Source organism: Synechococcus sp. N26, assembly GCF_900473975.1.
Taxonomy (GTDB): domain Bacteria; phylum Cyanobacteriota; class Cyanobacteriia; order PCC-6307; family Cyanobiaceae; genus Parasynechococcus.
Map to the genome: position 1 here is coordinate 425427 of NZ_UCNM01000010.1, position 18858 is coordinate 444284.

Here is an 18858-nt window from a genome sequence, read left to right on the forward strand (position 1 = left end):
AACTCTCAGCACCAATCAAAATCCCAATCACACCCTGACCAGGGTGGACGGGGATGGTTGGTGAACACAACCCAAAAGCGGGTGGTGCATTTCAAGCTGGAACTGAATTCAGAAACCACGGCCTGGGTCTCAATCAGGACGTATCACTACGACCCGCCCCAACCACCGCAACCCCTCAGCCATCGCCGCGTTCTGGATCAGAACGCGATCGACACCTGGAACGTGATGGTGAAACGGGGCTGGCGACCCTGCCGCGCTCCGGCCCGCTGATCACTTTCGTTGTTGTTGCTACTGGTTCAACAAACAATGGCATCAATTGCGCAGTAATGCCTCGCTTCAGGCTGTCAAAGCCAGATCACGGTCGATAGGTTGCCGCTCAGGAACAGATTCAGTTGTGAGCGTCAGTTCGGTTCAGCCCGCCCATGCGATCAGTTCCACCAGCGTTCATGGCGCGTGGCAATTGTTGAGCTACGACGTTGAGGAACAAGCCAACGGCAAAAGGTTCGCACCGATGGGGGACAACCCCAGCGGCTATGTGATCTTCACGGCGGAGGGTCGTCTCTCCTTCATGCTTTCGGCGGAAGGTCGCCAACCGGGCAGCAACGCCGAGGAGCGATCGGCCCTGCTGAGCAGCATGATCGCCTACACCGGCACCTACCGGCTCGAGGATGACCGTTGGATCACCCAGGTGGATGTGGCCTGGAATCCGGAATGGGTGGGCACGGAACAGACCCGCTATTTCGCGATCGACGGTGACGTGCTCACGGTTCACACCCCCTGGCGGGTGATGCCCAACTGGCCCGAGAAAGGCCTCACCCGCAGCATTGTTCGTTTTCAGCGCTGCCGCTGAACCGGTTGAGGCGAAGGCTCAGGCGTCGCTCTCGCCCTTCTGGCCACCACAGGCGTGGCGGGGTTGGTATCCCTGCTGCTCAGCCAGGTAGCGCAGATAAACGATCTGATGACGGTCCGGCATGCCAACCGCAGCAATCAGACCCAACGGCCCGAACAGAAAACCCGCAACAGCCCAGCGTTTGCTGTTGCGCGCCTTCTGGGCGGCAACGGTTTTCGAGAAGCCAGCGCTGACCAGATGAGCTCAGCAAAGACTTGAGTTCCACGGAGAACGCGCAGCACACCCGTTGAAATAGCCAGCGTCTGCAGCACTGTCAGCCTTAGAACGTCAGCTCACGCCGAGCTGCGATGGCCACCACCCCCCTCCCCAGCACAGACGCCGTGAGCGGACTGGGGGAAACCCTGGCCTTCTTCACCCAGGCGGATTTCGCCCAGCGGCGCTTTGAGACCCACGGCGATGTGTTCGAAACCAAGCTGCTGGCCAGGCGGATGGTGTTCATCCGCGGCGAACAGGCCATCGGCGACCTGCTGGGGCAGGGGGATGCCTTGGAGGGCTGGTGGCCCGAAAGCGTTCGGCAACTGCTGGGCAGTCGATCGCTGGCCAACCGCAGCGGGCCGGGCCATAAAGCCCGGCGCCGGGTGGTGGGGCAGCTGTTCTCCAGCGCAGCACTGGTGCGCTACACCCCGTCGATCGAGCAGATGGTGGCGGAGCTCAGCCAGGAGCTGATCACCACCACCTCAGCGTTGCCGCTGGCGGCACGGATGCGGCGCTTCGCCTTTGCCGTGATCGCCACCACGGTGCTGGGGCTGGATAGCACCAGCCGTGATGCCCTGTTCGCCGACTTCGAGATCTGGACCCAGGCCCTGTTCTCAATTCCGCTGGCAATTCCCGGCACCCCCTTCGCCAAGGCGATGGCGGCACGCCAACGGCTGCTGAAGCGGATCAAAGCCGTGCTCCAGGCGGGCACCAACCAGGGCGGACTTGATCTGCTGAGCGGCGGCCTGGATGAAGCCGGCATTCCTTTGGACGATGACGACCTGGCCGAACAGCTGCTGCTGTTGCTGTTCGCCGGCTACGAGACAACAGCCTCATCGCTGAGCTGCCTGTTCCGGGCGTTGCTGCTCAACCCCGAGGTGGAGAGCTGGTTGCGCGATGGGTTGGCGAGCGAGGCGGCATCACCGCGGTTGGACGCAACGGTGCTGGAGGTGATGCGGCTGACGCCACCAGTGGGTGGCTTTTTCCGGCGCAGCCTGGCGCCGATCGAGCTGGCGGGGGTGTCCGTTCCTGAAGGGAGCGTGATTCAGGTGGTGCTGAGCCCGACGTCGGATGGCGATGACGACGATCTGGCGGCATTCCGGCCGCAACGCCACCTGGATGGCTCGTTCAAGCAGACCCTGCTGCCCTTTGGCGGCGGCGAACGGATCTGCTTGGGCAAGGCCCTGGCGGAACTGGAGATCCGCCTGATGGCGGTGGGGCTGCTGCAGGCGGTGGAGCTGCAGCTGCAGCCGGATCAAGACCTGGCGCTGCAACTGATCCCCAGCCCCACACCCAAGGACGGGCTACTGGTTCAGGCCACCGCGCGGTGATGGTTACTGCGACGACGACGTCCGAGGGGTTCGATCCAGTCCACAAGCACCTCCTGGTGACGCAGCATCGGCTCCGGCAAGCGGCAGCCGAGGTTGATCTGGCCCTGGTCCATCAGCCGTCCAAGCCGGATGGCAGCGGCCTCCTCGGGCCGATCAAAGCTGGTCTGGTGGGAGGCCAGCCAGTCCACCTCGTGCTCGGTGATCACCCCGGTGGAAAGGCTCTCCAGGAAGATTTCCCCGACGGTCATGAGAAACGTGTAACGAATTCGTTACATCCTGGCGCGGCCGGACTGCAGCTGCGATTCAGGGTCGTTCAGGCCAGCCACTGATCGGCATCCATCACCTTCTTGATCAGCAGGCCGAGGCGCTTGAACTCAGCGAAGTTCACATCCTTCACCGCCTGATCCAGGCCGCAATCCACCCAGGCGCCATCGCGCTTCTCCTCAATCGTGAAGTCCTGCTCGAGGCTGTCGCGGCGGATCCGGTAAGTGATGCCGTCCTCGTAGAGGTAGTCGGCGGAAACCAGCTGCAGCCCCATCGATCGCTCGCGTCAATCCAGCGATGGTGGCGTGAAGGTGTCGGCCACCGCAACAATCCAACGGGCCGCCGCCGCCGTCACCTGTTCCTTGGTGACTTTGAACTCCAGATCGTGCCCCTGCTCGAGCAGATCGGGAATGATCGTCTGCCAGGCCATGCCGGCGGCACTGGCATTGAGATCACCGATCAGCACGAAGGCCTTGGCTGCTCCGGTGACGGCATCGGTGTACTCGGGGTTGGCGCTCACCTTGCTGCGATACCAGTCGCCCACCAGATCCCGCTGGGCCTTGCTCAGAAAGGATGGGGCGCCAACGAGGTAAGCGTCGAGCACGAGCATCGGGCTGGGCACGCTCTTGCCCGGGTGCTTGAGCTCAAACCAGGCCTGGCCGATCGAGGCGGCATCGGGCCAGTGGCAGAGAATCGCGGCGTCCTGGCTGTCGAGGGACCGCTGGCTGGCCAGCTGATCGACGCGCTCGAGCAGGGCCGCCCCGGTGAGGGGCGGTTCATTGCGGGCGTACTCAGCGCGGGCTTCATTGATCGCCTCGGCCACAGCCGCCTCGTTCTCGTTGAGCTGCTCGAGGGCCCGCTTGAGATTGGCGTCGGCGTCGGCGGGGCTGGCCACGAAGCATCAGGCGGGGGCAATCCCCAAGATGTCATGGCTTATTGGTAGTTCTCCACCTGCAGGTTGTAGCCCGACACCAACAGGTTTTTATCCAGACAGATCTCCGAAGGAAATTTTGGCGAAGCCGATTTGATCAGGCGCAGATGAACATCAGTGGGCTTGTATCCCGCTCTCAAACAGCATTGAAAGAATTTAGAGACGGCAACTTCGAGGACTTCGGTAGCAAAGAGCGGCGTTACTTGGCCGCTTTCGTGCACCAATAGCCCGAAATAGCGCATTCACAAAGCAAAGGGTGCGACGACCATACGGGAATGGGGATCATTCTCAATGGGTAGCAATACTCATGAAAAAGCAGGAGGTTGCCCCTCCTGCCGTTCATTGATCTGTTGATCGCTGCCTGAGGCAGAGGATCAATAGCTGCCGTAGTTGAACTTGCCGCCATACATGCGGCGGTAGGCGCTGTTGCGGGCGTTCTTAACGGCGTTGGTGTAGGAGAAGCCGCTGCCATCGCCGGAGAAGGCACCGCCGCCAGCAGTGAAGCCGCTGAGGTCTTTGGTGAGGCGCTTCACCAGCAGAGGGCCGGTGTACATCACGTGCTCGGCACTGGCGTTGGCCGGGGTGATATCAGCCATGCCCACGAAAGTGGAGCAGGCAGCCCGGGCTTCCGACTTGAAGCCTCGCAGGTAGGGAACCGTGTCGGTGCCGAAGGTCTCGAGGTACTCCTCAGAGTGGGTGAGGCTATCGACGAAGGCATCGAAGCCCTGGTCAGCAATCAGCTGGATGCCAGCGCTGATTTCCTGCTGACTTACCGGAGGACGACCCAGCAGGTGCTTGGTGGTGAGCTCAATGCCGCGCATGGGCGACACGGCGTGGAAGAACTTCTGCTTATAGAGGTCGGATTTGACCAGGCCGCCCATGAAGCCCTGCACGTTGATGCGGCCATCACAGAGGAAGGCTTCCAGGGAGGTGAGACGCTGGCTGTCGGCGATGCCGATGTTGCCGAACACCTGCTTGTAGGCCGCGGCGATGGCGGTTTCCAGGGCCGAGCTGCCGGTGGCTGCATAGGAGTGGTTCACCGCTCCGAAGGGGCAGACCTCATGGATCCGAGGACCCATGCCGATGCCCATCGAGGCGCATTGATTCTGCTTGTATTCAGCGTTGCTGGATGCAGCTTTGCCGGCGTTGGAGCTGGCGCTCTTGGTGGCAGTCGCGGAGTTCGCAAACGCGAAGGACACCCGCTGATCGTGGGTGAAATCCCGCTTGTACTTCAGAGCTGGCATCCGAAAGACCAATGAAATTCAGTTCAAGTTATGGCGATGACTTCACGCGCGCTGATGAACTTATAAATAGTTCAAAGTGAGCGTTACATGGCGCAATCAAAGCCGCTGACTGCAGCGCGATCGCCACAACTTGAAATGACTGAGAAGCCAGATCAGAACTGAAGGTCTGACGGAATCAGCCGCCGTTGCAGTAGCGCACGGCTTCGGCTTGGGAGCGGCCCTCGGCCACAACGGTTTCGACGCAGCCGTTGAACAGACGGCTCTCCTGCTTCACGGCACAGAGGCCAAGGGCAATGGCCGCCAATGACACGGCCGACACCACGGGGGCGGAGATCTGAACCAGGCCATAGGCGAGCATCGCCCGCTTCTTGCTGCCGCAGGACTGCTGATTGGTGGTTTCCTCGGACATCAAAGACAAGCAACGCCGAGACCCTATGGAGCGAGCGTTGGCCACCGAAGCACGATCACGACCGTGATCACCGAACAGGCAATCATCGAACAGCCCCAGGACTCAGCCGAGGGGATCGATCAATCCGTAGAGCAACGCCATCACCGCCAATTGGGTGCGATCAGCGGCACCCAGCTTGTCTTTGGCGTTCACCACGTGGGTCTTCACCGTTACCGCCGAGATGCCGAGGCTGCTGCCGATGCCCTGGTTGGTGAGGCCGCGAGCGACGCCTGCCACCACCTCCAGTTCCCGCTCGGTGAGCTCTTCAATCAACGGCGGCAGGTTCGGGTTCGGAGCTTCAGCCGCACCGAGCTAGCGAATCTCTTCGGGGAGATACACCCCGCCTTCAGAGAGGGTCTGGAGGGCTTGCACGAAATCACCCTTACCGGTGCCGAGGCTTGATTTGAAGATCACCGCATCGGCATAGGCCTGCATCGCCTCCTGCACCACGGCCTGGGTTTCGCGCACCAGCACGATCAACAGCTGACAGGTGGGCAGCTCCGCCTTCACCCGCCGCAGCAGGTTCATGCCGTAGCCGGTCTCCAGATCAGACGTGGAGATCAGCAGGCTCGGCTTGTGGCGCAGCACCAGCTCAAAGCCTTCGTCTTCAGTGGTGGCGGCACCAACCACGGCGCGGCGGATCGGCTCGGCGAGACAAAGGCAAGCGAGGGTGAGTCCATCACCACAGCAGGCCACCACCCGCTGGGTCTTGAAAAACTGCGCCGTCGCCTCGACGGCTTCATTTAGCGCGCGCGACTCAAGCCGCAGCTCCATCCCACGCCTTTCGGATGCCCCTCTTTTAGCGGCGTTTGGATGGCTCAGCTGCGGAGCCATCACGCCCACCTTCGCGACGCACAACGCCGCGGATACAGTGGGGATAGCGCTCACGCCCCAGGCGCCAGGCCTGGGCGGCATCCGCCACCTGCACTGTTTCAGTCTGCAGCTCGCCCTTCCGCTGAAGAATCAGGTCATACAGAGGAGACATGCAAACCGGCGGCGCGCTCTTTTATTGAGCAACACGCCAATGGATTCCACATCCCTCAGTTGAGAGTGCCATCTGTGTAGCCATATCCCTCAACTGAGGGTTTTAGAGCAACGAAGTAGGCGCCAGACCCCCTTCGTGTCATTTGGCACAACAGCATCAATAGAGAGCCAGCACACTGATGCTGTTGCTTCAAAGCTGTGGCCAGCCGGCTGCGTCGATCCCTGCTTCAACTCGGTGACCGTGTTGGCCGCCGTGTGCCGCGCTGGCCAGAAGGATCCTGGCCCGATGCCATGCAACGCAGCCCCCGCCGTGTTCGCAGCACCGCCAAGGATCTGATCCAAAGCACCGCCAAAGCAGCGGTGGGGCTGGGGCGCCAGGCTGCTCGCCGGGGAATGGAATCAATCAAACGCGCCAGCAACCGATGAACAGTGGCTTGCTGGTGTTGTCTGTTCTGCTGTTTGTGGCCGGTGTCACCTTGATCAGCATCGGCTGATTAAGCACAAACACTCAACACGATTAAACGGATTGATCGGCAACCAAATTCAAGGAGCACTACAGCGGTTGATACAGCTTCTCGATGGAATTCAGCTGATCGTGACTTCAGCCAATTCCAAAGCCCATGGAATTCCTGATTGCCGGTTGCTTCATCTTTCCGCTCTCAGCCCTTTGGATTCAATCGAGGGAAGACGACAACAATGAAGACGAAATGGACTTTCTCTGAATCAAGCCCTAGAGGATGGCAAGGCTGAGGCCTGCAACTCATGGGCCAGAAGATCGGTGGCCAACATGGTGAGAGCAACACCCATTAGGGCAAGAGCCATGCCCTGATTTTCGTCTGAGGCAACAGCTACATTCCTGGACAATTCCAGATGTTTTTCCCAGGAGAAATGCATCAGCTCCAGGCCTGTACATGCTTTCTAAGGCCATAAGCCTTTGCGATCCGAGTGATCAGCGGCATTCAGAAATGTTCTGTAATGCAAGCAATGCATTGAGTTGAGCATTCTTTCCTCAAATCGGTTGCAACTACTACGTTTTCCATTTGCAGCCTCAAAAGTTCTCGGGTACGTTCCGCTCACAAAGCCACAAGCCAATGGAACCCATCGCGTTGACTCTGGGCCAGAAATTTGAAATCGAGAAATTCTCAAGAGAGATCGACAACTCGGATGATCTTGCGGCTCTGAAAAGCATTGCCAAAGACCTCTTGGTGGCCTGGAAACAACAGCAAGCCGCCTCAGCCTGGATCGTGCGCCAGCAGTCCCAGGGCCTCTGAAGTCAGCTGATTTCGTTGCTCACAACTAACAACGATGGAAGACAACCAAATGATCACCACCATCTCGGTGGAAATGGATGCCTTGCGTCTTCTGCACCGGGCTGTATCGGAGGCCTACGCCAACTGGCCCGGTGGTGATGCCAACGAACAGGCCTGCCTGTTGAACATGAAGACCCAGCTCTATGCGGCCTTGATGGACCAACTTCTCGAATCAGGTTCCATCTGAGCCCACTTCCGAAGCAAATCAGTCGTTTTCCCTTACCCAGTAGAAAAACTCATGTAGTGGCGGCAGCTGCGGCAACAGACTTGATCCTGCCGTGGAGTTCGCCATGCAATCTGATCGCTCCCGCCTGCGCGAACTGGAGATCCGTGTCGCCAACCCGCAGCACTGGAGTTCTGGCGAACACCAGATCAATGTTGAAAACCTGAGGCAGCTGCGCTTTCAGATCGAGGATCAACTCAAGAAACTGCGCCAGCACAACCAGCCATCCGCTTGATCGGGCAGCTGGGCATGCTCAGCTCGCCTGGGAGTCGGCCTGCGTTCGGCTGCGGATGAAATCCCAGGCCTCTTCCGCTGAGTCTGAGAAATGAATCAGATCGAGGTCGTCATCTGAAATCAAGCCCGTCTCGGCGAGGTAGTCGAAATCCACCAGCCTTCGCCAGAACTCTGTGCCAAACAGAACAATGGGCATGCTGCCTTTGGTGCCCACTTGCCGCAGGGTGAGCAGCTCAAACAATTCATCCAGCGTGCCGAAGCCACCCGGAAAGAGGATGGCGCCAATCGAGCGCATCACAAAATGGAATTTGCGCAGTGAGAAGTAGTTGAACTTGAAGCAAAGATCCGGGGTGATGTAGGGATTGGGATGTTGTTCAAACGGCAGGGTGATGTTCAGACCGATCGAGCGACAGCCGGCCTCAAAGGCGCCCCGGTTGGCGGCTTCCATGATTCCCGGGCCGCCACCGGTCACGATCACATGGGATGAGCAATCGTGGGGTTGTTCCCTGTTGCACTGCCCGTGCTGCGATGCCAATGAGGCGAATTCCCGAGCTGCATCGTAAAAACGAGACAACTCCACGAGCTGTTGCGAATGGACGACTTGCCTCTGCAACGCCGATGAGCCTGGATTTTCACTGAGCCGTTGCTCGGCTTGCGCCAGCTTCGCTGCTGCGGTGTCTTTGTCGACAATCCTGGCGCCACCAAAAACAATGATCGTCGATTCGATCCCTGCTGTTTCCAGATGCAGATCCGGCTTGGTGATTTCAAGCAGCATGCGCACACCACGCATGTCGTTGCTGTTCAGAAGGTCTTGATCTTCATGGGCAATTCTGTAGGTGGGGGACGTCAGAATCGCATCCAGGTTGGCTTGCTCAGGTGATGCAGTACTTGGGAATTGGGTCATGTGTTCAACAGTCATGGGTGTTAGCGATGTCTCGGTATCGGCGAGGTCGTCTTGCGTCAGAGGATGTTGGCCGCCAGTTCAGCCAGTTCACTCCGCTCTCCTTTGGTGAGGGTCATGTGGCCCACCAGGGGCTGGCCTTTGAGCTTTTCCACTAGCCAGGTGAGCCCATTGCTTTCAGCATCGACGTAGGGATTGTCGATTTGATACGGGTCACCAGTGAAGACAACCTTGGTTCCTTCACCCACCCGCGTCACGATCGTTTTCACTTCCAGGGGTGTGAGGTTTTGCGCCTCATCCACCACCAGGAACTGATGGGGTATCGATCGGCCCCGAATGGTGTTGATCGCCTCAACCTCGAGCAAGCCCATGCCTTGCAGGTCGGCCCAGGCGTTGCGTGGTTCGCGGTGCCGCTGTTTCTTCGACTGATCAGCGTCCTCGCCGGGAGACGAACCAGTGATGAAGTCGATGTTGTCGATGATCGGCTTCATCCAGGGCCCGAGTTTCTCCTCAAGCGTGCCGGGCAGATAGCCGATGTCTTTGCCGAGGGAGATCGGTGGACGCGTCACCAGCAGGCGGGCGTAGTCATGGGTGTCGGCCACCTGGTGCAAACCCGCGGCGATGGCCAGCAGCGTTTTGCCTGTGCCGGCCTTGCCCACCAGGGTCACCAGGGCAACCGAAGGATCGAGCAGCAAATCCAGCGCGAAGCTCTGTTCCCGGTTTCTGGCTTTGATCCGCCCCAAATGGGCGCGGTTCAACCAGTGCAGCGGCTTGATGGTGTTGCTGTTGCCTTGATGCCTGGCCAGCAGGGTGTGGCTGTCGTTGCGCTGATCCACCAGCACCACGCCTTCATTGGCCTGAAGATGCTGCCCCTCGGGATCGGCGACAGCTTCCACAGGGAGTTGATCCTCGTTATGCAGGGTCTGAATCGTCTCAGCATCGGTGCTGAGTTCACGGAACCCTGTGTAGAGATCGTCGATCGAGACGTTGTCGTTGACGTAGTCCTCGGCCTGCAGGCCCACCGCATCAGCCTTGATTCGCAGGTTGATGTCTTTACTGATCAGCACGACCTCGGGCGCCTGTTTGAGCCCGCTGCATCGCATCTGCTCGAGGGCCACCGCGAGGATGTTGTTGTCGCCACCGCCCCCTTGCAACTCTGCCGGTAAGTCTTGAAGGGCTTGGGCCTGACAGAAAATCACCTGCAGCATGCCGTGGTTCGTTCCCTCAATCGGAACGCCATCGGCAAGGCTTCCGCGGGCCCGGTAGGAATCCAAGAGCCTTGAAATTCTTCGGGCATTTCGGCCTTTTTCAGAGTGATCTTTCTTGAAGCGATCGATCTCCTCGACCACCTGCATGGGGATTACAACCCGCAGATCACCAAAACGATGGGGAGCTTCAGGATCGTGGAGCAGAACATTCGTGTCGAGAACGACAATTTTATCTTTCATTGGAGTTCACACCAGAACGTTGATTGGCGTTGATATGCCAACCCTGAACTTCTGAGCGAGAAGAAAAAGCCACAGCATGGTGCTTTGCCACATCAATGGTGGGCTTTTCGCCTCTCTTGCAATTATCACGGAGGCAAAGAAAGCCCTCCCGGATAGCAAGCAACAACCCGAAGTAGTACAAACAAGGGTTGTTGTTTGGCCAGAAGGCAATACATTGGATTGCCTCGCACGTCTCAACTCGAGTGAGCTGCGCTCAGTCGTCGTAGATCTTGCAACCCGGTGCCGTTGGGGACTTGTCGCAACGTTCCTCCCAGTACAGATCGTGCTGAGATTTCATCGCTTGCTTGGGTTCATCCGCTTGATCTGGCTGCGTCTTGTCAAAGGCGTTGAGCGGGATACACAGATCAAAAAAACCTGAACAGATCGTGACCATCTCTCTCCTTGTCGCTGACTTATCTCTACTCCTCTCCCCTCCAGAATCAATAGGTACTTAACCCATTCCTTTACACAAGAAAACCGCTCTTCCCAGAGGAAGAACGGTTGATGAATCGCGCAGATGGATGGACTCATCCGCGCTCTGATCACTTGATCAAATTTATCAAGCAGCCTGCTGGTGGCCTGAATCTTCTTCCTCGGAACGGATGAAACGCTTGCGTTGAGCCGATTCGTTACCAGACAAATCATTAGCCTTTGATGGCTCAACAGGCTTGCGCTCAGGTTTGTCCAAGCCCATCAACAGGGGATGAATTCCTCTCCTGCTCATTGAAGTCTCCTCTTATTCAGATCTCGCGTCGTGGTCTGTCGGCCCTTTCGCGTAAATCAACTATCGCGCAGATCAGCTGCAGACGCGCCCCGCAATGCTTAAGAGAATCTTGCGAGTCGCCCAACGCCGCCGGCCTGGAAGGGATTGAGGCAGCAGAGTGAGGGTATGAATCGAACGCAACGCACTGCGTGGTGCTCCGATGATGTGGTTTCGAACCAGCCTCGCCGCGGCAGGCCTCGCCATCGCCACCGCCATTCCGGCAAGCGCTGAGATCGTTGCGTCAACCTGCCGGCTGCTCAGCTACGACGGCACCATCACCAGAGTGAAAACCTTCCGCTGCGACTTCATGCAGCGCGGCGGCAACGTTCTGGTGAACAGTGCTGAACATGAGTTCAGCTTTCTGGCTGCCGAACAGGGGGAGACCTACATCCGCATCAACTCCATCCCGCTGCGTTTCACCCGCACGGGTGAATACACCCTGGAGGTGACGCAATCGCCCTGGCTGCGCTGAGCAGGAGCTGACCGGCTCAACCAACCAGGCGGTCATCGGAATTCAAAAGCGCCTTTCCTTTCGCAACTCTCACCACTTCGCCTGAGAGCCCAGGGCTTTGATAGATGACGCGGTACTCGTTCGTGAAAGCAAGCGATTTGGCTCGTGCATTCACGAATGCCTTGAACTCAGTCTTGAAACACTGTTCTTGAACCCATTGGTCGGGCCCATCACTTCGCTCAACGCAGTACATCGTTTGGCGCACAGAGGACACGCAGCCTGATGAAGCTGCGGCCGTTTGGCCTCGATCGACAGGCCAGCTTCGGGATCACGTCTTCAGTTGATGACGCGAAGCCAGGTGCCAACACTCTCCAAAGTTGTTCTTTCGCCTTGAACGTCGATCAGATTGGGACGCACAAATTGAAGCCACACGACGGAATCACATCGCGTCGAGCGATGAGGGAATGCGATTCCGCCACCGGTGTGCCCTCGAACGCACAGCACGGCACTTCGGTTGTATCCCCGCTCAACGGACCGAAAACGAGTCACCGACTACGAAAGCCCGTTCTTGCGCGAGCCTTGAGGATGCGATCAGCAACACCAGAGACAGGTCCAATCCCGAGACCAAGTCGTGTTAAGTTTCAATAAGCAGATCCAGGTCGATGCTTAAAGCCTTGTTCTCCCTGGTGTTTGCAGCAGTGATGTGGGTTCAGGTGCCTCAGTGGCAGCCGGACTGGTCGCAGTGCTCCGTTGATACGCCGGATGTGAACTGTCACTGGTACGTCACGGCACCCGACAACACTTTTGGTGAGGGCTTCAGCTGGGAGAACGCACCCTGGTTCAGTGCTGAAGGGCTTCGGGACGTGGGGGATCTGAACAACACGATGACCACGATCCACAGCCAGGCGCTTTCGGGCAATTGACGCAGCCAGCAAAGCTTCAGGCCTAACCTTTCCCTTTGGAGAGACCTTAGTGAACGACTACTCAGCAGCCATCACCGCTCTCATCGTGGTCACCGTGGTGATATCTGCTGCTGTCGTTTACGTGCTGGCTCAGCCAACCGACCTGCCCAGATACAAAGAAAACAAGGATCAGTAGAGGCCACCCCGTGGGTGAACACTGACCGTGACACCCACATCGCCCCGCAGATCTGAATCCAGCACTAGTCTTGCCAGATCTCCGGCACACACCTGGCGTGAAGGGTCCGAACCTTGCTTTCGTAGGCGGCTCTGTGATCGTCGCGATCATGGCAGTGGTTGTTTTTATTGGCGCCGCTAACGCTGGTGATTGCCCCCGCAGCAAGTCAGCTGAAGCCACCTCAGTTGAGGCCCACCACAACACCGATGACAAGGCTGACGTTGAAGCCTGATCGACTGCAACACCTCAGCGAAGCGGGTTCACCTGCACTGGGGCGATGCTTTGGAGCGTGCTCAACGCCTCACCAATGGCCAACGGAACAACCATTGGAAAGAAGGAGCCTTCGTCTGCGCCTCCCGGTTCCACCATGGCTTAGGTGAAACAAACCAGGGAACGCCAATGACACGTTGAGACGGAACAAATGACGTGCCGCGATGTTGAGGCGCTTGAAAAACGGTAAGAGCACCGCCATCTCGGTCTCTTCCTCACCCAATGGCCTGCACCAACACCCAAGCTGCTGCAATCAGGATCACCTGCCAAGTGGCATGACTTCAGATCCACCAAGAGCTCTCCCTTTGGTGGCAAAGGCGCGCATTCACTGGCACCTTTTTGCATCTGGTCAAAAACCATCTTCATCAAGAAGGAAGAGATCACCGAGAAACGGATCATTGGTCCCCGCTTCGTCATTGCCGAGAACGGCCTCGCGGATGGCTTCATCTGCCTTGAAGTAAATGAGGTCGTCTCGCTCAAGATCAACGCCACGCATCTCTGGATGACCACCAACAAGCTGGCGCGCTTCCTTCCATTCGGATAATCGCTCATAGAAGAGCTTTCCGAGATAATCAAGCAACGCAAAACTGGCGAGCAAGTAGAAACAAACATTGAGGAAAGCCATCTCTCCTCCTCATCTCTATGGACAAGTTATTCCCCAAGCTCGATTTCGAGAAGTGGTGTAACTACCACAGTATTTTTACTGGTTGTCCATGTGAATAAAACAGAAAAGAGACTTTCTTTCCATCCGCAACGAACGACTGGATCGAACGTCGCCTCAGGATGGCGAGCGTGGGTGAGCGCCCTTGCGGTTCTGTCGCAACGGCGACAGGCAGGTGGGCAGGTGAACGGGAATGATTACTGAAGTCAATTCACAACCATGGGTTTTCTCGCTGTCGCAGGCTGCATGCTGTTGGCCACTGCCATGTCCGCAGCATTAAGCAGCAAGCCTTCGAAGGCCTGATGGTTGGGAGGGGGCGAGCTTGGCGGCGGCCCCCAACAGATCAGGTCAGCTTCAAAACGAGGCACTGAACAGACCTAGGCCAAGCCTAGGTTTTTTAGTGCTTGAACGTACTAAGCATTAGTACCCGATTGGCGAATGGCTGAAGGGCTTTGGATGCTCCGAAGATGGTTACCGCTCAAAATCAAGACTCCTTCTTCACTTTCGGTAAAACCTTGGCGAGATAGAGATGAAACAGGGTCTTTTTTTTGGAGATGTCCTCGGTGCAAATCCTTCCGCCACCCATGATGGTCCAGCATTGGCTTGTCATCGCTCTCCTATCGGCTAATCCAGGTCTAGCCACGTTGTGATCAGGGATGGGGCGGGAAACAACACCCTCCCCAATTGGGGGTAGCCGAGACGCATGAGCACGAGTTGATTGGGTATGCCGATGGGGTTGCTGGTGGGTGATAGCAACCCCCGCTACCTAGCCGAGTTGAACGGCAGCCGTGTTTACTGCGACGACATGGCCACCGCCGAGGCCCATCTTGACTTCTGGAGCAAGGAGTTATTGCACTGCTGGGGAAGGCGGTAACAAAAAATCTGGAAGCGGCTTCACTTCCAGATCAGTCTGCACGGCTAAGAGCTGCTTCCATGTCAACTCTTTGCCCTGTCACTCAACGGCTGCGAGGCCGTCAACAGCTACCCCCAGATGGGAACAACACCGGACTTAGTACGTCGAGCCCTCTCCTGTCATCTTGGTGTTGACACAACTAACGCTTGACGTGTTGAGCGTTCGATCCAGAGAAAAACCCCGGAGTGACGGCTCCAGGGTTTACTTCGGATACGAGGGAAAAGCACTGGTCGTCTCAGGTCCAGGGCTTTTGCTCGAGGACCAGCGGAGTTTCTAACGACACCACCGGCCTATTCAGTCAACTCCTGTTTGCTATGTACCAATACCCCCGCATGGGGGTATCAGGCTTCTCATATGGATGAGAGGTTCGTTTCACGCGGAAGGGCCGAAAGACCACAACGCGAGATCTGCACAGGAGGTCTCAACAATGAGCAGAAGAGGAATGCATCCCCTGTTGATGGGGTTGGACAAGCCAGACCGCAAGGCCGAGGACAAACCTCTGGAAAGGCCGAGCACTCAGATGACTGGTCTTGAGTCACCTCAACACAAACGCTTCCTTCGTGCCGAGGCAGAAGACAAAACACAGGCCAAAACCGGATGAATGAGATGAGTCCGACCAAGCTCACCAACGCGCCCGAAGGTTTTGAGTACTACAGGGTCTGCGACCAGGACGGCGTCTGTCATGTGGTCAGGGGAATGGAGGAAGTTCGTCGACTTCTTGAGAAGACACCTGGACTGAATGTCACCAAGATCCCCTGATTAAAGCCATCACGCTCTGGAGAGCTTTTCACGCAGTACCACTCACTTGCTTCGAGGGGGGAATGACCTTTTCCTCAGAACAAATCCAACGTGCCCGTGAGCTGGCGCGAGAACGAAGGAAACATGGGGCGATTCAACGCCTGCTAATCGATGAATTCAACTTGCGACCCGCCCAGTGCCGTGCGCTGCTGATGACTGCTCTTGCAGACGAGAAAGCTGCTTAATCAATCCTCGAATAAGGCCGCCAGGCTGTGTTAGCACCGATAGGAGTGAGTCAGGACGAGCCTTGTACTGCATCCAACAAGAGGACGCTCCTGATCATTGGATTAAGGATTTGTGCTTTAAAACGGAGGTGAGGGCCTATCTACGGGCACGTGTCATGTCGAGGGTCAAGGCATGCAGTTACAGGGTTGTTGACCAGATCACAAACGATGTGAAAGCGATCGTTCGCGACGGCCAAGATTTGGTTGAGTGATGGGAGTCCCAGGCAGCTCTTGCCATCGCTAGAAGTGAGGGCTCACTGGCATTCGATGCACGCAAGGTTCGTATGTCTACGTTGCGTGTGTCGACCTCTTCCGGGACATGGGCTTCGACGGTGTCGACAAGACAGACCGCTTCATCATTGCTGCCAGGCGACGTGCCGAAGCTTCCTTGCATGAGACGTCTCCAAAGCTGACGGCACTTGAGAAAGCGATGTGGCTCAAGTTGAAGCGAGGTGAACGCCCCTGCAAAAACAGCAAAGCGTCCTAGGGAACTTCTCACCTGCACTTCAACAAAAGAGGAGGCCGCCCCTTCCAGCTGGAAGAGACGGCCTAGCTCGCTCGTTTGTGCATGCTTGAACCCGTGATGTGATCGGGTGTTGAGAGGCCAGCCCACCTACGACAGGAATGAGGTGGCCTCTCTTATTCCTCGCTTCCGACACCAACTGTCCCTTCCATCCCATGAAGAGCAGAGGTCAAGTCGTAGTGCCATCTCTGGCGAGGGGCGAAGCGTCTGGCGTGGTGGCACCTGGGGCCATTGGATCCAGGGGTGTGGCTGATGAAGCTCCGGGGCACCTGAGGCAATGAGCTTTGGCCTACGGGACGGTGCAAGTTGGAGTGTCGATTGGATTGGCGTTTCGCTCGCCTCGTCAAAGGACCAGCCTCACGGATGGGTGGAAACTGTTGGAGCAGGGGCCAGAAAGTCAGTCTGCTTCTGCTGTTTGCTCAGGTGGAGTGTCGGCCGTCATGGGCTCCTCCGATATCGATGGACATACTTTCCATCCGTCAGCGGTTAATGGCTATCCGAGTTAACGCTCATTGCCTTCTGGGGCAAAACCAGCAAATGTGTTGATGGCGTGCCTCACCCAGCTCTGGTTTTTTCAGATCCACCCAGCTGAGCCACTGATGATCTGTGGTAGGTGCCGAGCTGCAGAACGACAGCACATGTCTCCCAGCTCCTCCCTTTGACCCTGTTCCATTTCTCCCCAGGCTTCATAGAAAAGAGCGAAGGACAAAAAAGCCGGGGCATCACACCCGGCTCATGCGCAGATGACCCCGTTTATCGGCTTCCGATCAAAACGCAAGGGGCTGTTTCAACACAATCCAAGCGATCACGCTGGTGATGCGGTAACGCGCTGCCAACTCACCTGACGGAAACAGCCGACAACGGAATAGATCTCAGGCTTACTTAACTTGATGGAGATAACGCTCGGAGATAACGCTCCAGCGTCGCTTGTTTGCCTCGACTTCTGCTTCCTTCGCTAGATGCAAGAACTGCGCTTTTGATAAGCGCTTTTGCTGGGCTTCTGGAGGAAAATGCATGAGCTTCTCCAATAATCAAAAAGCTATGACGGTGCAGCAAACCACTAACACGAAATTAACCAAACTCAAATGAGTATTTACTGAGAACGATCATCAAAGAATGAGAATCATTTCTATGGTTGGCGTTAAACCGACCCCACCTTGGGGGAAGTGTCAAACAAGGGACGCAGACCTCTGAAGGAGGAAAAACTTCAGAGGTCTTTTCTTGACGGGTTTTGAGGCGTCCAAGTATGCGGCATGAAAGCCCAGGCCCAGATAGACAGCTCATGCGCAAGGGTTCTTATGAGCCGACCCGTCGATCCCCAGAAAATGCTGGACGTCACAAGGTGTTCTGCATCCACCGAACAGTGCTGTAAAGGAGAACCATCACGCCAACAATTGCCACGCAGGCAGCTGCCGTGAGAAACAGGGTGTAAAGCATCTAGGCCTCACTTCGTCTGATCTTTTTCTAGACGTGCCGCACAGAAATACATAGGGGACAACCGGCCTGATCCGTTCGTTTTCCCGTCTTAATCAAAAGATCAGTGGCTGGTTTTTTTATCACTCACACCATTCACTCCCCCATGCTCAAGCAATTCCGCTTAACGACCCAAGGGCATAACTTCAGATCCACCAAGGTCTTTCCCTTTAGTCGCCAGTTCATACATGTCTTGGTGAATACTGTCCGATTCATTGCTGAACCAATTGGTCAACTCTGGCTGCACAACTTTTTTGGGGCCCAGGTCAATGAATGAATACTCAAGCGTGATGAAGTCACCACCAACCGTGCGATAACCAAGCTCAAGAAGCATCTGACCGTTTGCAGATGGGGCTTCAATCTGTGCTTGCGTTGCCTTGAGGCTGAGCTCAACCAACTTGCTCGCAACCGTGCCATCACCGGATGCATCCCTAATTCTGATCATTAATGCTGACCCTTTGCTCTGCCTCAGCAAGAGCCGAGTTTGCTTCCTCAGAAGCCATTGACATGCAATGGCATTGGCCTGAAGCGAGGTCTTAAAAAACGAGAGGTCGTCCTGGAGATCCTGGGCCTTTTTGGGCTGCTTGAGTAAACCGAGTTTCGAGAGCAGCCACTTCATCACATCCTTATCAAACGAGACCGTAAATAGCCCATTTTTGGGCTGGCGGGAAAGATTCTTTTTATCGCTTAACCCGAGTATCTGTTGTTACCAAGAAACTTGAGGGAATGACATTGTCGAAGTGTGAGCGTTGTAACGACCAAACGAAAACGATGAAAGCCATGACAGGGGAGAGTTGCCAGAACGCTCCATGGCTCAAGCAGACTTGATCGCACAGACTCCACGCGGCTCATCCATCCAAAAAATCGAAGCCGGCAAATTTCTGGTGTGCGACAGCGAGAACGTGTGCTTCTTCACGCGCAGCCTCTACCTCGCCGAGGAGCAGCTGGAGGAAATGGAGCTTGGCTACCGGTTCCCGTATTCAACCAATTTCCGCAAAGCGCCCGCATGACATGTGGAGCAATTTGAGTAGCGGATTTCGCTGAATCAACTGGCTCCAATGGCTTATCTGTATCGCGTCCTGGTCTCATGCACCTAGCCCGGGACGCGGACCCATGTCAGCGGCAACTGCTGGGTCCGTTTGTCTAGCGAATCCAGCCGTTCTCCCGAGGCCAATCGAGCTTT

The 18858-nt window shown here is 56.8% G+C and carries 29 protein-coding genes; 13 read left to right on the plus strand and 16 right to left on the minus strand.

Annotated features, from left to right (window positions below):
- Positions 1 to 60: 60 nt before the first annotated feature.
- Both DXY33_RS10115 and DXY33_RS10120 read left to right on the plus strand, forming a co-directional pair.
- Positions 61 to 270 carry a DUF1651 domain-containing protein gene (locus tag DXY33_RS10115; RefSeq protein ID WP_244276005.1) on the plus strand — a complete coding sequence of 70 codons (210 nt, stop codon included), beginning with the start codon at positions 61 to 63 and terminating at the stop codon, positions 268 to 270.
- A 124-nt stretch (positions 271 to 394) separates the two neighbouring features.
- On the plus strand, positions 395 to 850 hold the full coding sequence (locus DXY33_RS10120) for a lipocalin-like domain-containing protein (RefSeq protein ID WP_115132748.1): 456 nt from the start codon (positions 395 to 397) through the stop codon (positions 848 to 850).
- Between the two features lie 18 nt (positions 851 to 868).
- Here DXY33_RS10120 and DXY33_RS12865 read toward each other — a convergent pair whose 3' ends face one another.
- Complete coding sequence (locus tag DXY33_RS12865) at positions 869 to 997, minus strand: hypothetical protein (RefSeq protein WP_256377200.1); 129 nt, start codon at positions 995 to 997, stop codon at positions 869 to 871.
- A gap of 200 nt (positions 998 to 1197) precedes the next feature.
- On the opposite strand from DXY33_RS12865, the gene DXY33_RS10130 reads away from it, so the two are divergent.
- Positions 1198 to 2436, plus strand: a complete 1239-nt coding sequence (locus DXY33_RS10130) for a cytochrome P450 (protein WP_115132749.1) — start codon at positions 1198 to 1200, stop codon at positions 2434 to 2436.
- Here DXY33_RS10130 and DXY33_RS10135 read toward each other — a convergent pair.
- The 9 genes from DXY33_RS10135 to DXY33_RS10170 form a co-directional block, all read right to left on the minus strand.
- Positions 2418 to 2684 (minus strand): hypothetical protein, encoded by a 267-nt coding sequence (locus tag DXY33_RS10135; protein WP_115132750.1) that lies wholly within the window; start codon positions 2682 to 2684, stop codon positions 2418 to 2420. The genes DXY33_RS10130 and DXY33_RS10135 overlap by 19 nt on opposite strands.
- Positions 2685 to 2749: 65 nt before the next feature.
- Complete coding sequence (locus tag DXY33_RS10140) at positions 2750 to 2974, minus strand: hypothetical protein (RefSeq protein WP_115132751.1); 225 nt, start codon at positions 2972 to 2974, stop codon at positions 2750 to 2752.
- A 12-nt stretch (positions 2975 to 2986) separates the two neighbouring features.
- Positions 2987 to 3595: a hypothetical protein gene (locus DXY33_RS10145; RefSeq protein ID WP_115132752.1), complete on the minus strand. Its 609-nt coding sequence runs from the start codon at positions 3593 to 3595 to the stop codon at positions 2987 to 2989.
- Positions 3596 to 3633: 38 nt separating this feature from the next.
- Entirely contained in the window at positions 3634 to 3873 is a 240-nt protein-coding gene (locus DXY33_RS10150; protein WP_115132753.1) for a hypothetical protein, read from the minus strand.
- A gap of 132 nt (positions 3874 to 4005) precedes the next feature.
- Positions 4006 to 4875 (minus strand): phycobilisome rod-core linker polypeptide, encoded by an 870-nt coding sequence (locus DXY33_RS10155; protein WP_115132754.1) that lies wholly within the window; start codon positions 4873 to 4875, stop codon positions 4006 to 4008.
- Between the two features lie 175 nt (positions 4876 to 5050).
- Positions 5051 to 5284: a hypothetical protein gene (locus tag DXY33_RS10160; RefSeq protein ID WP_115132755.1), complete on the minus strand. Its 234-nt coding sequence runs from the start codon at positions 5282 to 5284 to the stop codon at positions 5051 to 5053.
- A 102-nt stretch (positions 5285 to 5386) separates the two neighbouring features.
- Complete coding sequence (locus DXY33_RS12745) at positions 5387 to 5596, minus strand: response regulator transcription factor (RefSeq protein WP_244276007.1); 210 nt, start codon at positions 5594 to 5596, stop codon at positions 5387 to 5389.
- A gap of 39 nt (positions 5597 to 5635) precedes the next feature.
- Positions 5636 to 6097 (minus strand): DNA-binding response regulator, encoded by a 462-nt coding sequence (locus DXY33_RS12750; RefSeq protein WP_244276009.1) that lies wholly within the window; start codon positions 6095 to 6097, stop codon positions 5636 to 5638.
- Positions 6098 to 6122: 25 nt separating this feature from the next.
- A complete protein-coding gene (locus tag DXY33_RS10170) occupies positions 6123 to 6308 on the minus strand; it encodes a hypothetical protein (RefSeq protein ID WP_115132756.1) in 186 nt (61 codons plus the stop codon).
- Between the two features lie 197 nt (positions 6309 to 6505).
- Between DXY33_RS10170 and DXY33_RS10175 the strand changes: the two genes are divergently transcribed.
- Positions 6506 to 6733: a hypothetical protein gene (locus DXY33_RS10175; RefSeq protein WP_115132757.1), complete on the plus strand. Its 228-nt coding sequence runs from the start codon at positions 6506 to 6508 to the stop codon at positions 6731 to 6733.
- Between the two features lie 297 nt (positions 6734 to 7030).
- Here DXY33_RS10175 and DXY33_RS12495 read toward each other — a convergent pair whose 3' ends face one another.
- The gene (locus DXY33_RS12495; RefSeq protein ID WP_170951025.1) at positions 7031 to 7201 is read right to left on the minus strand and encodes a hypothetical protein; all 171 of its coding nucleotides are present in this window, start codon (positions 7199 to 7201) and stop codon (positions 7031 to 7033) included.
- A 197-nt stretch (positions 7202 to 7398) separates the two neighbouring features.
- Between DXY33_RS12495 and DXY33_RS10180 the strand changes: the two genes are divergently transcribed.
- From DXY33_RS10180 to DXY33_RS12505, 3 genes are all read left to right on the plus strand, one after another.
- Positions 7399 to 7578 carry a hypothetical protein gene (locus DXY33_RS10180; protein WP_114989333.1) on the plus strand — a complete coding sequence of 60 codons (180 nt, stop codon included), beginning with the start codon at positions 7399 to 7401 and terminating at the stop codon, positions 7576 to 7578.
- 49 nt (positions 7579 to 7627) lie between these two features.
- Complete coding sequence (locus tag DXY33_RS12500) at positions 7628 to 7804, plus strand: hypothetical protein (RefSeq protein ID WP_206749603.1); 177 nt, start codon at positions 7628 to 7630, stop codon at positions 7802 to 7804.
- Positions 7805 to 7907: 103 nt separating this feature from the next.
- Positions 7908 to 8075, plus strand: coding sequence for a hypothetical protein (locus DXY33_RS12505; protein WP_170951026.1), 168 nt, complete (start codon positions 7908 to 7910; stop codon positions 8073 to 8075).
- 18 nt (positions 8076 to 8093) lie between these two features.
- Here DXY33_RS12505 and DXY33_RS10195 read toward each other — a convergent pair whose 3' ends face one another.
- From DXY33_RS10195 to DXY33_RS12870, 3 genes are all read right to left on the minus strand, one after another.
- Positions 8094 to 8978, minus strand: a complete 885-nt coding sequence (locus DXY33_RS10195; protein ID WP_244276011.1) for an LOG family protein — start codon at positions 8976 to 8978, stop codon at positions 8094 to 8096.
- A gap of 56 nt (positions 8979 to 9034) precedes the next feature.
- Positions 9035 to 10423 carry a PhoH family protein gene (locus tag DXY33_RS10200; protein ID WP_115132760.1) on the minus strand — a complete coding sequence of 463 codons (1389 nt, stop codon included), beginning with the start codon at positions 10421 to 10423 and terminating at the stop codon, positions 9035 to 9037.
- A gap of 598 nt (positions 10424 to 11021) precedes the next feature.
- Positions 11022 to 11156, minus strand: a complete 135-nt coding sequence (locus DXY33_RS12870; protein WP_256377201.1) for a hypothetical protein — start codon at positions 11154 to 11156, stop codon at positions 11022 to 11024.
- A 229-nt stretch (positions 11157 to 11385) separates the two neighbouring features.
- Between DXY33_RS12870 and DXY33_RS10210 the strand changes: the two genes are divergently transcribed.
- The 3 genes from DXY33_RS10210 to DXY33_RS12875 all read left to right on the plus strand — a co-directional run bounded on the left by DXY33_RS10210 (position 11386) and on the right by DXY33_RS12875 (position 13045).
- Positions 11386 to 11697, plus strand: a complete 312-nt coding sequence (locus DXY33_RS10210; RefSeq protein WP_115132762.1) for a hypothetical protein — start codon at positions 11386 to 11388, stop codon at positions 11695 to 11697.
- A gap of 641 nt (positions 11698 to 12338) precedes the next feature.
- The gene (locus tag DXY33_RS10220; RefSeq protein WP_115132764.1) at positions 12339 to 12599 is read left to right on the plus strand and encodes a hypothetical protein; all 261 of its coding nucleotides are present in this window, start codon (positions 12339 to 12341) and stop codon (positions 12597 to 12599) included.
- Positions 12600 to 12922: 323 nt separating this feature from the next.
- Entirely contained in the window at positions 12923 to 13045 is a 123-nt protein-coding gene (locus DXY33_RS12875; protein WP_256377202.1) for a hypothetical protein, read from the plus strand.
- 387 nt (positions 13046 to 13432) lie between these two features.
- Here DXY33_RS12875 and DXY33_RS10225 read toward each other — a convergent pair whose 3' ends face one another.
- Positions 13433 to 13708, minus strand: a complete 276-nt coding sequence (locus tag DXY33_RS10225; RefSeq protein ID WP_115132765.1) for a hypothetical protein — start codon at positions 13706 to 13708, stop codon at positions 13433 to 13435.
- Between the two features lie 778 nt (positions 13709 to 14486).
- Here DXY33_RS10225 and DXY33_RS12880 point away from each other — a divergent pair.
- Entirely contained in the window at positions 14487 to 14618 is a 132-nt protein-coding gene (locus tag DXY33_RS12880) for a hypothetical protein (RefSeq protein ID WP_256377203.1), read from the plus strand.
- Positions 14619 to 15263: 645 nt separating this feature from the next.
- Complete coding sequence (locus DXY33_RS12510) at positions 15264 to 15416, plus strand: hypothetical protein (protein WP_170951027.1); 153 nt, start codon at positions 15264 to 15266, stop codon at positions 15414 to 15416.
- 2383 nt (positions 15417 to 17799) lie between these two features.
- On the opposite strand, the gene DXY33_RS10240 is transcribed toward DXY33_RS12510, so the two are convergent.
- Entirely contained in the window at positions 17800 to 18294 is a 495-nt protein-coding gene (locus tag DXY33_RS10240) for a hypothetical protein (protein ID WP_115132767.1), read from the minus strand.
- Between the two features lie 175 nt (positions 18295 to 18469).
- Here DXY33_RS10240 and DXY33_RS10245 point away from each other — a divergent pair, with 175 nt between their 5' ends.
- Positions 18470 to 18685, plus strand: a complete 216-nt coding sequence (locus DXY33_RS10245; protein ID WP_244276013.1) for a hypothetical protein — start codon at positions 18470 to 18472, stop codon at positions 18683 to 18685.
- The last annotated feature ends 173 nt before the right edge of the window (positions 18686 to 18858 follow it).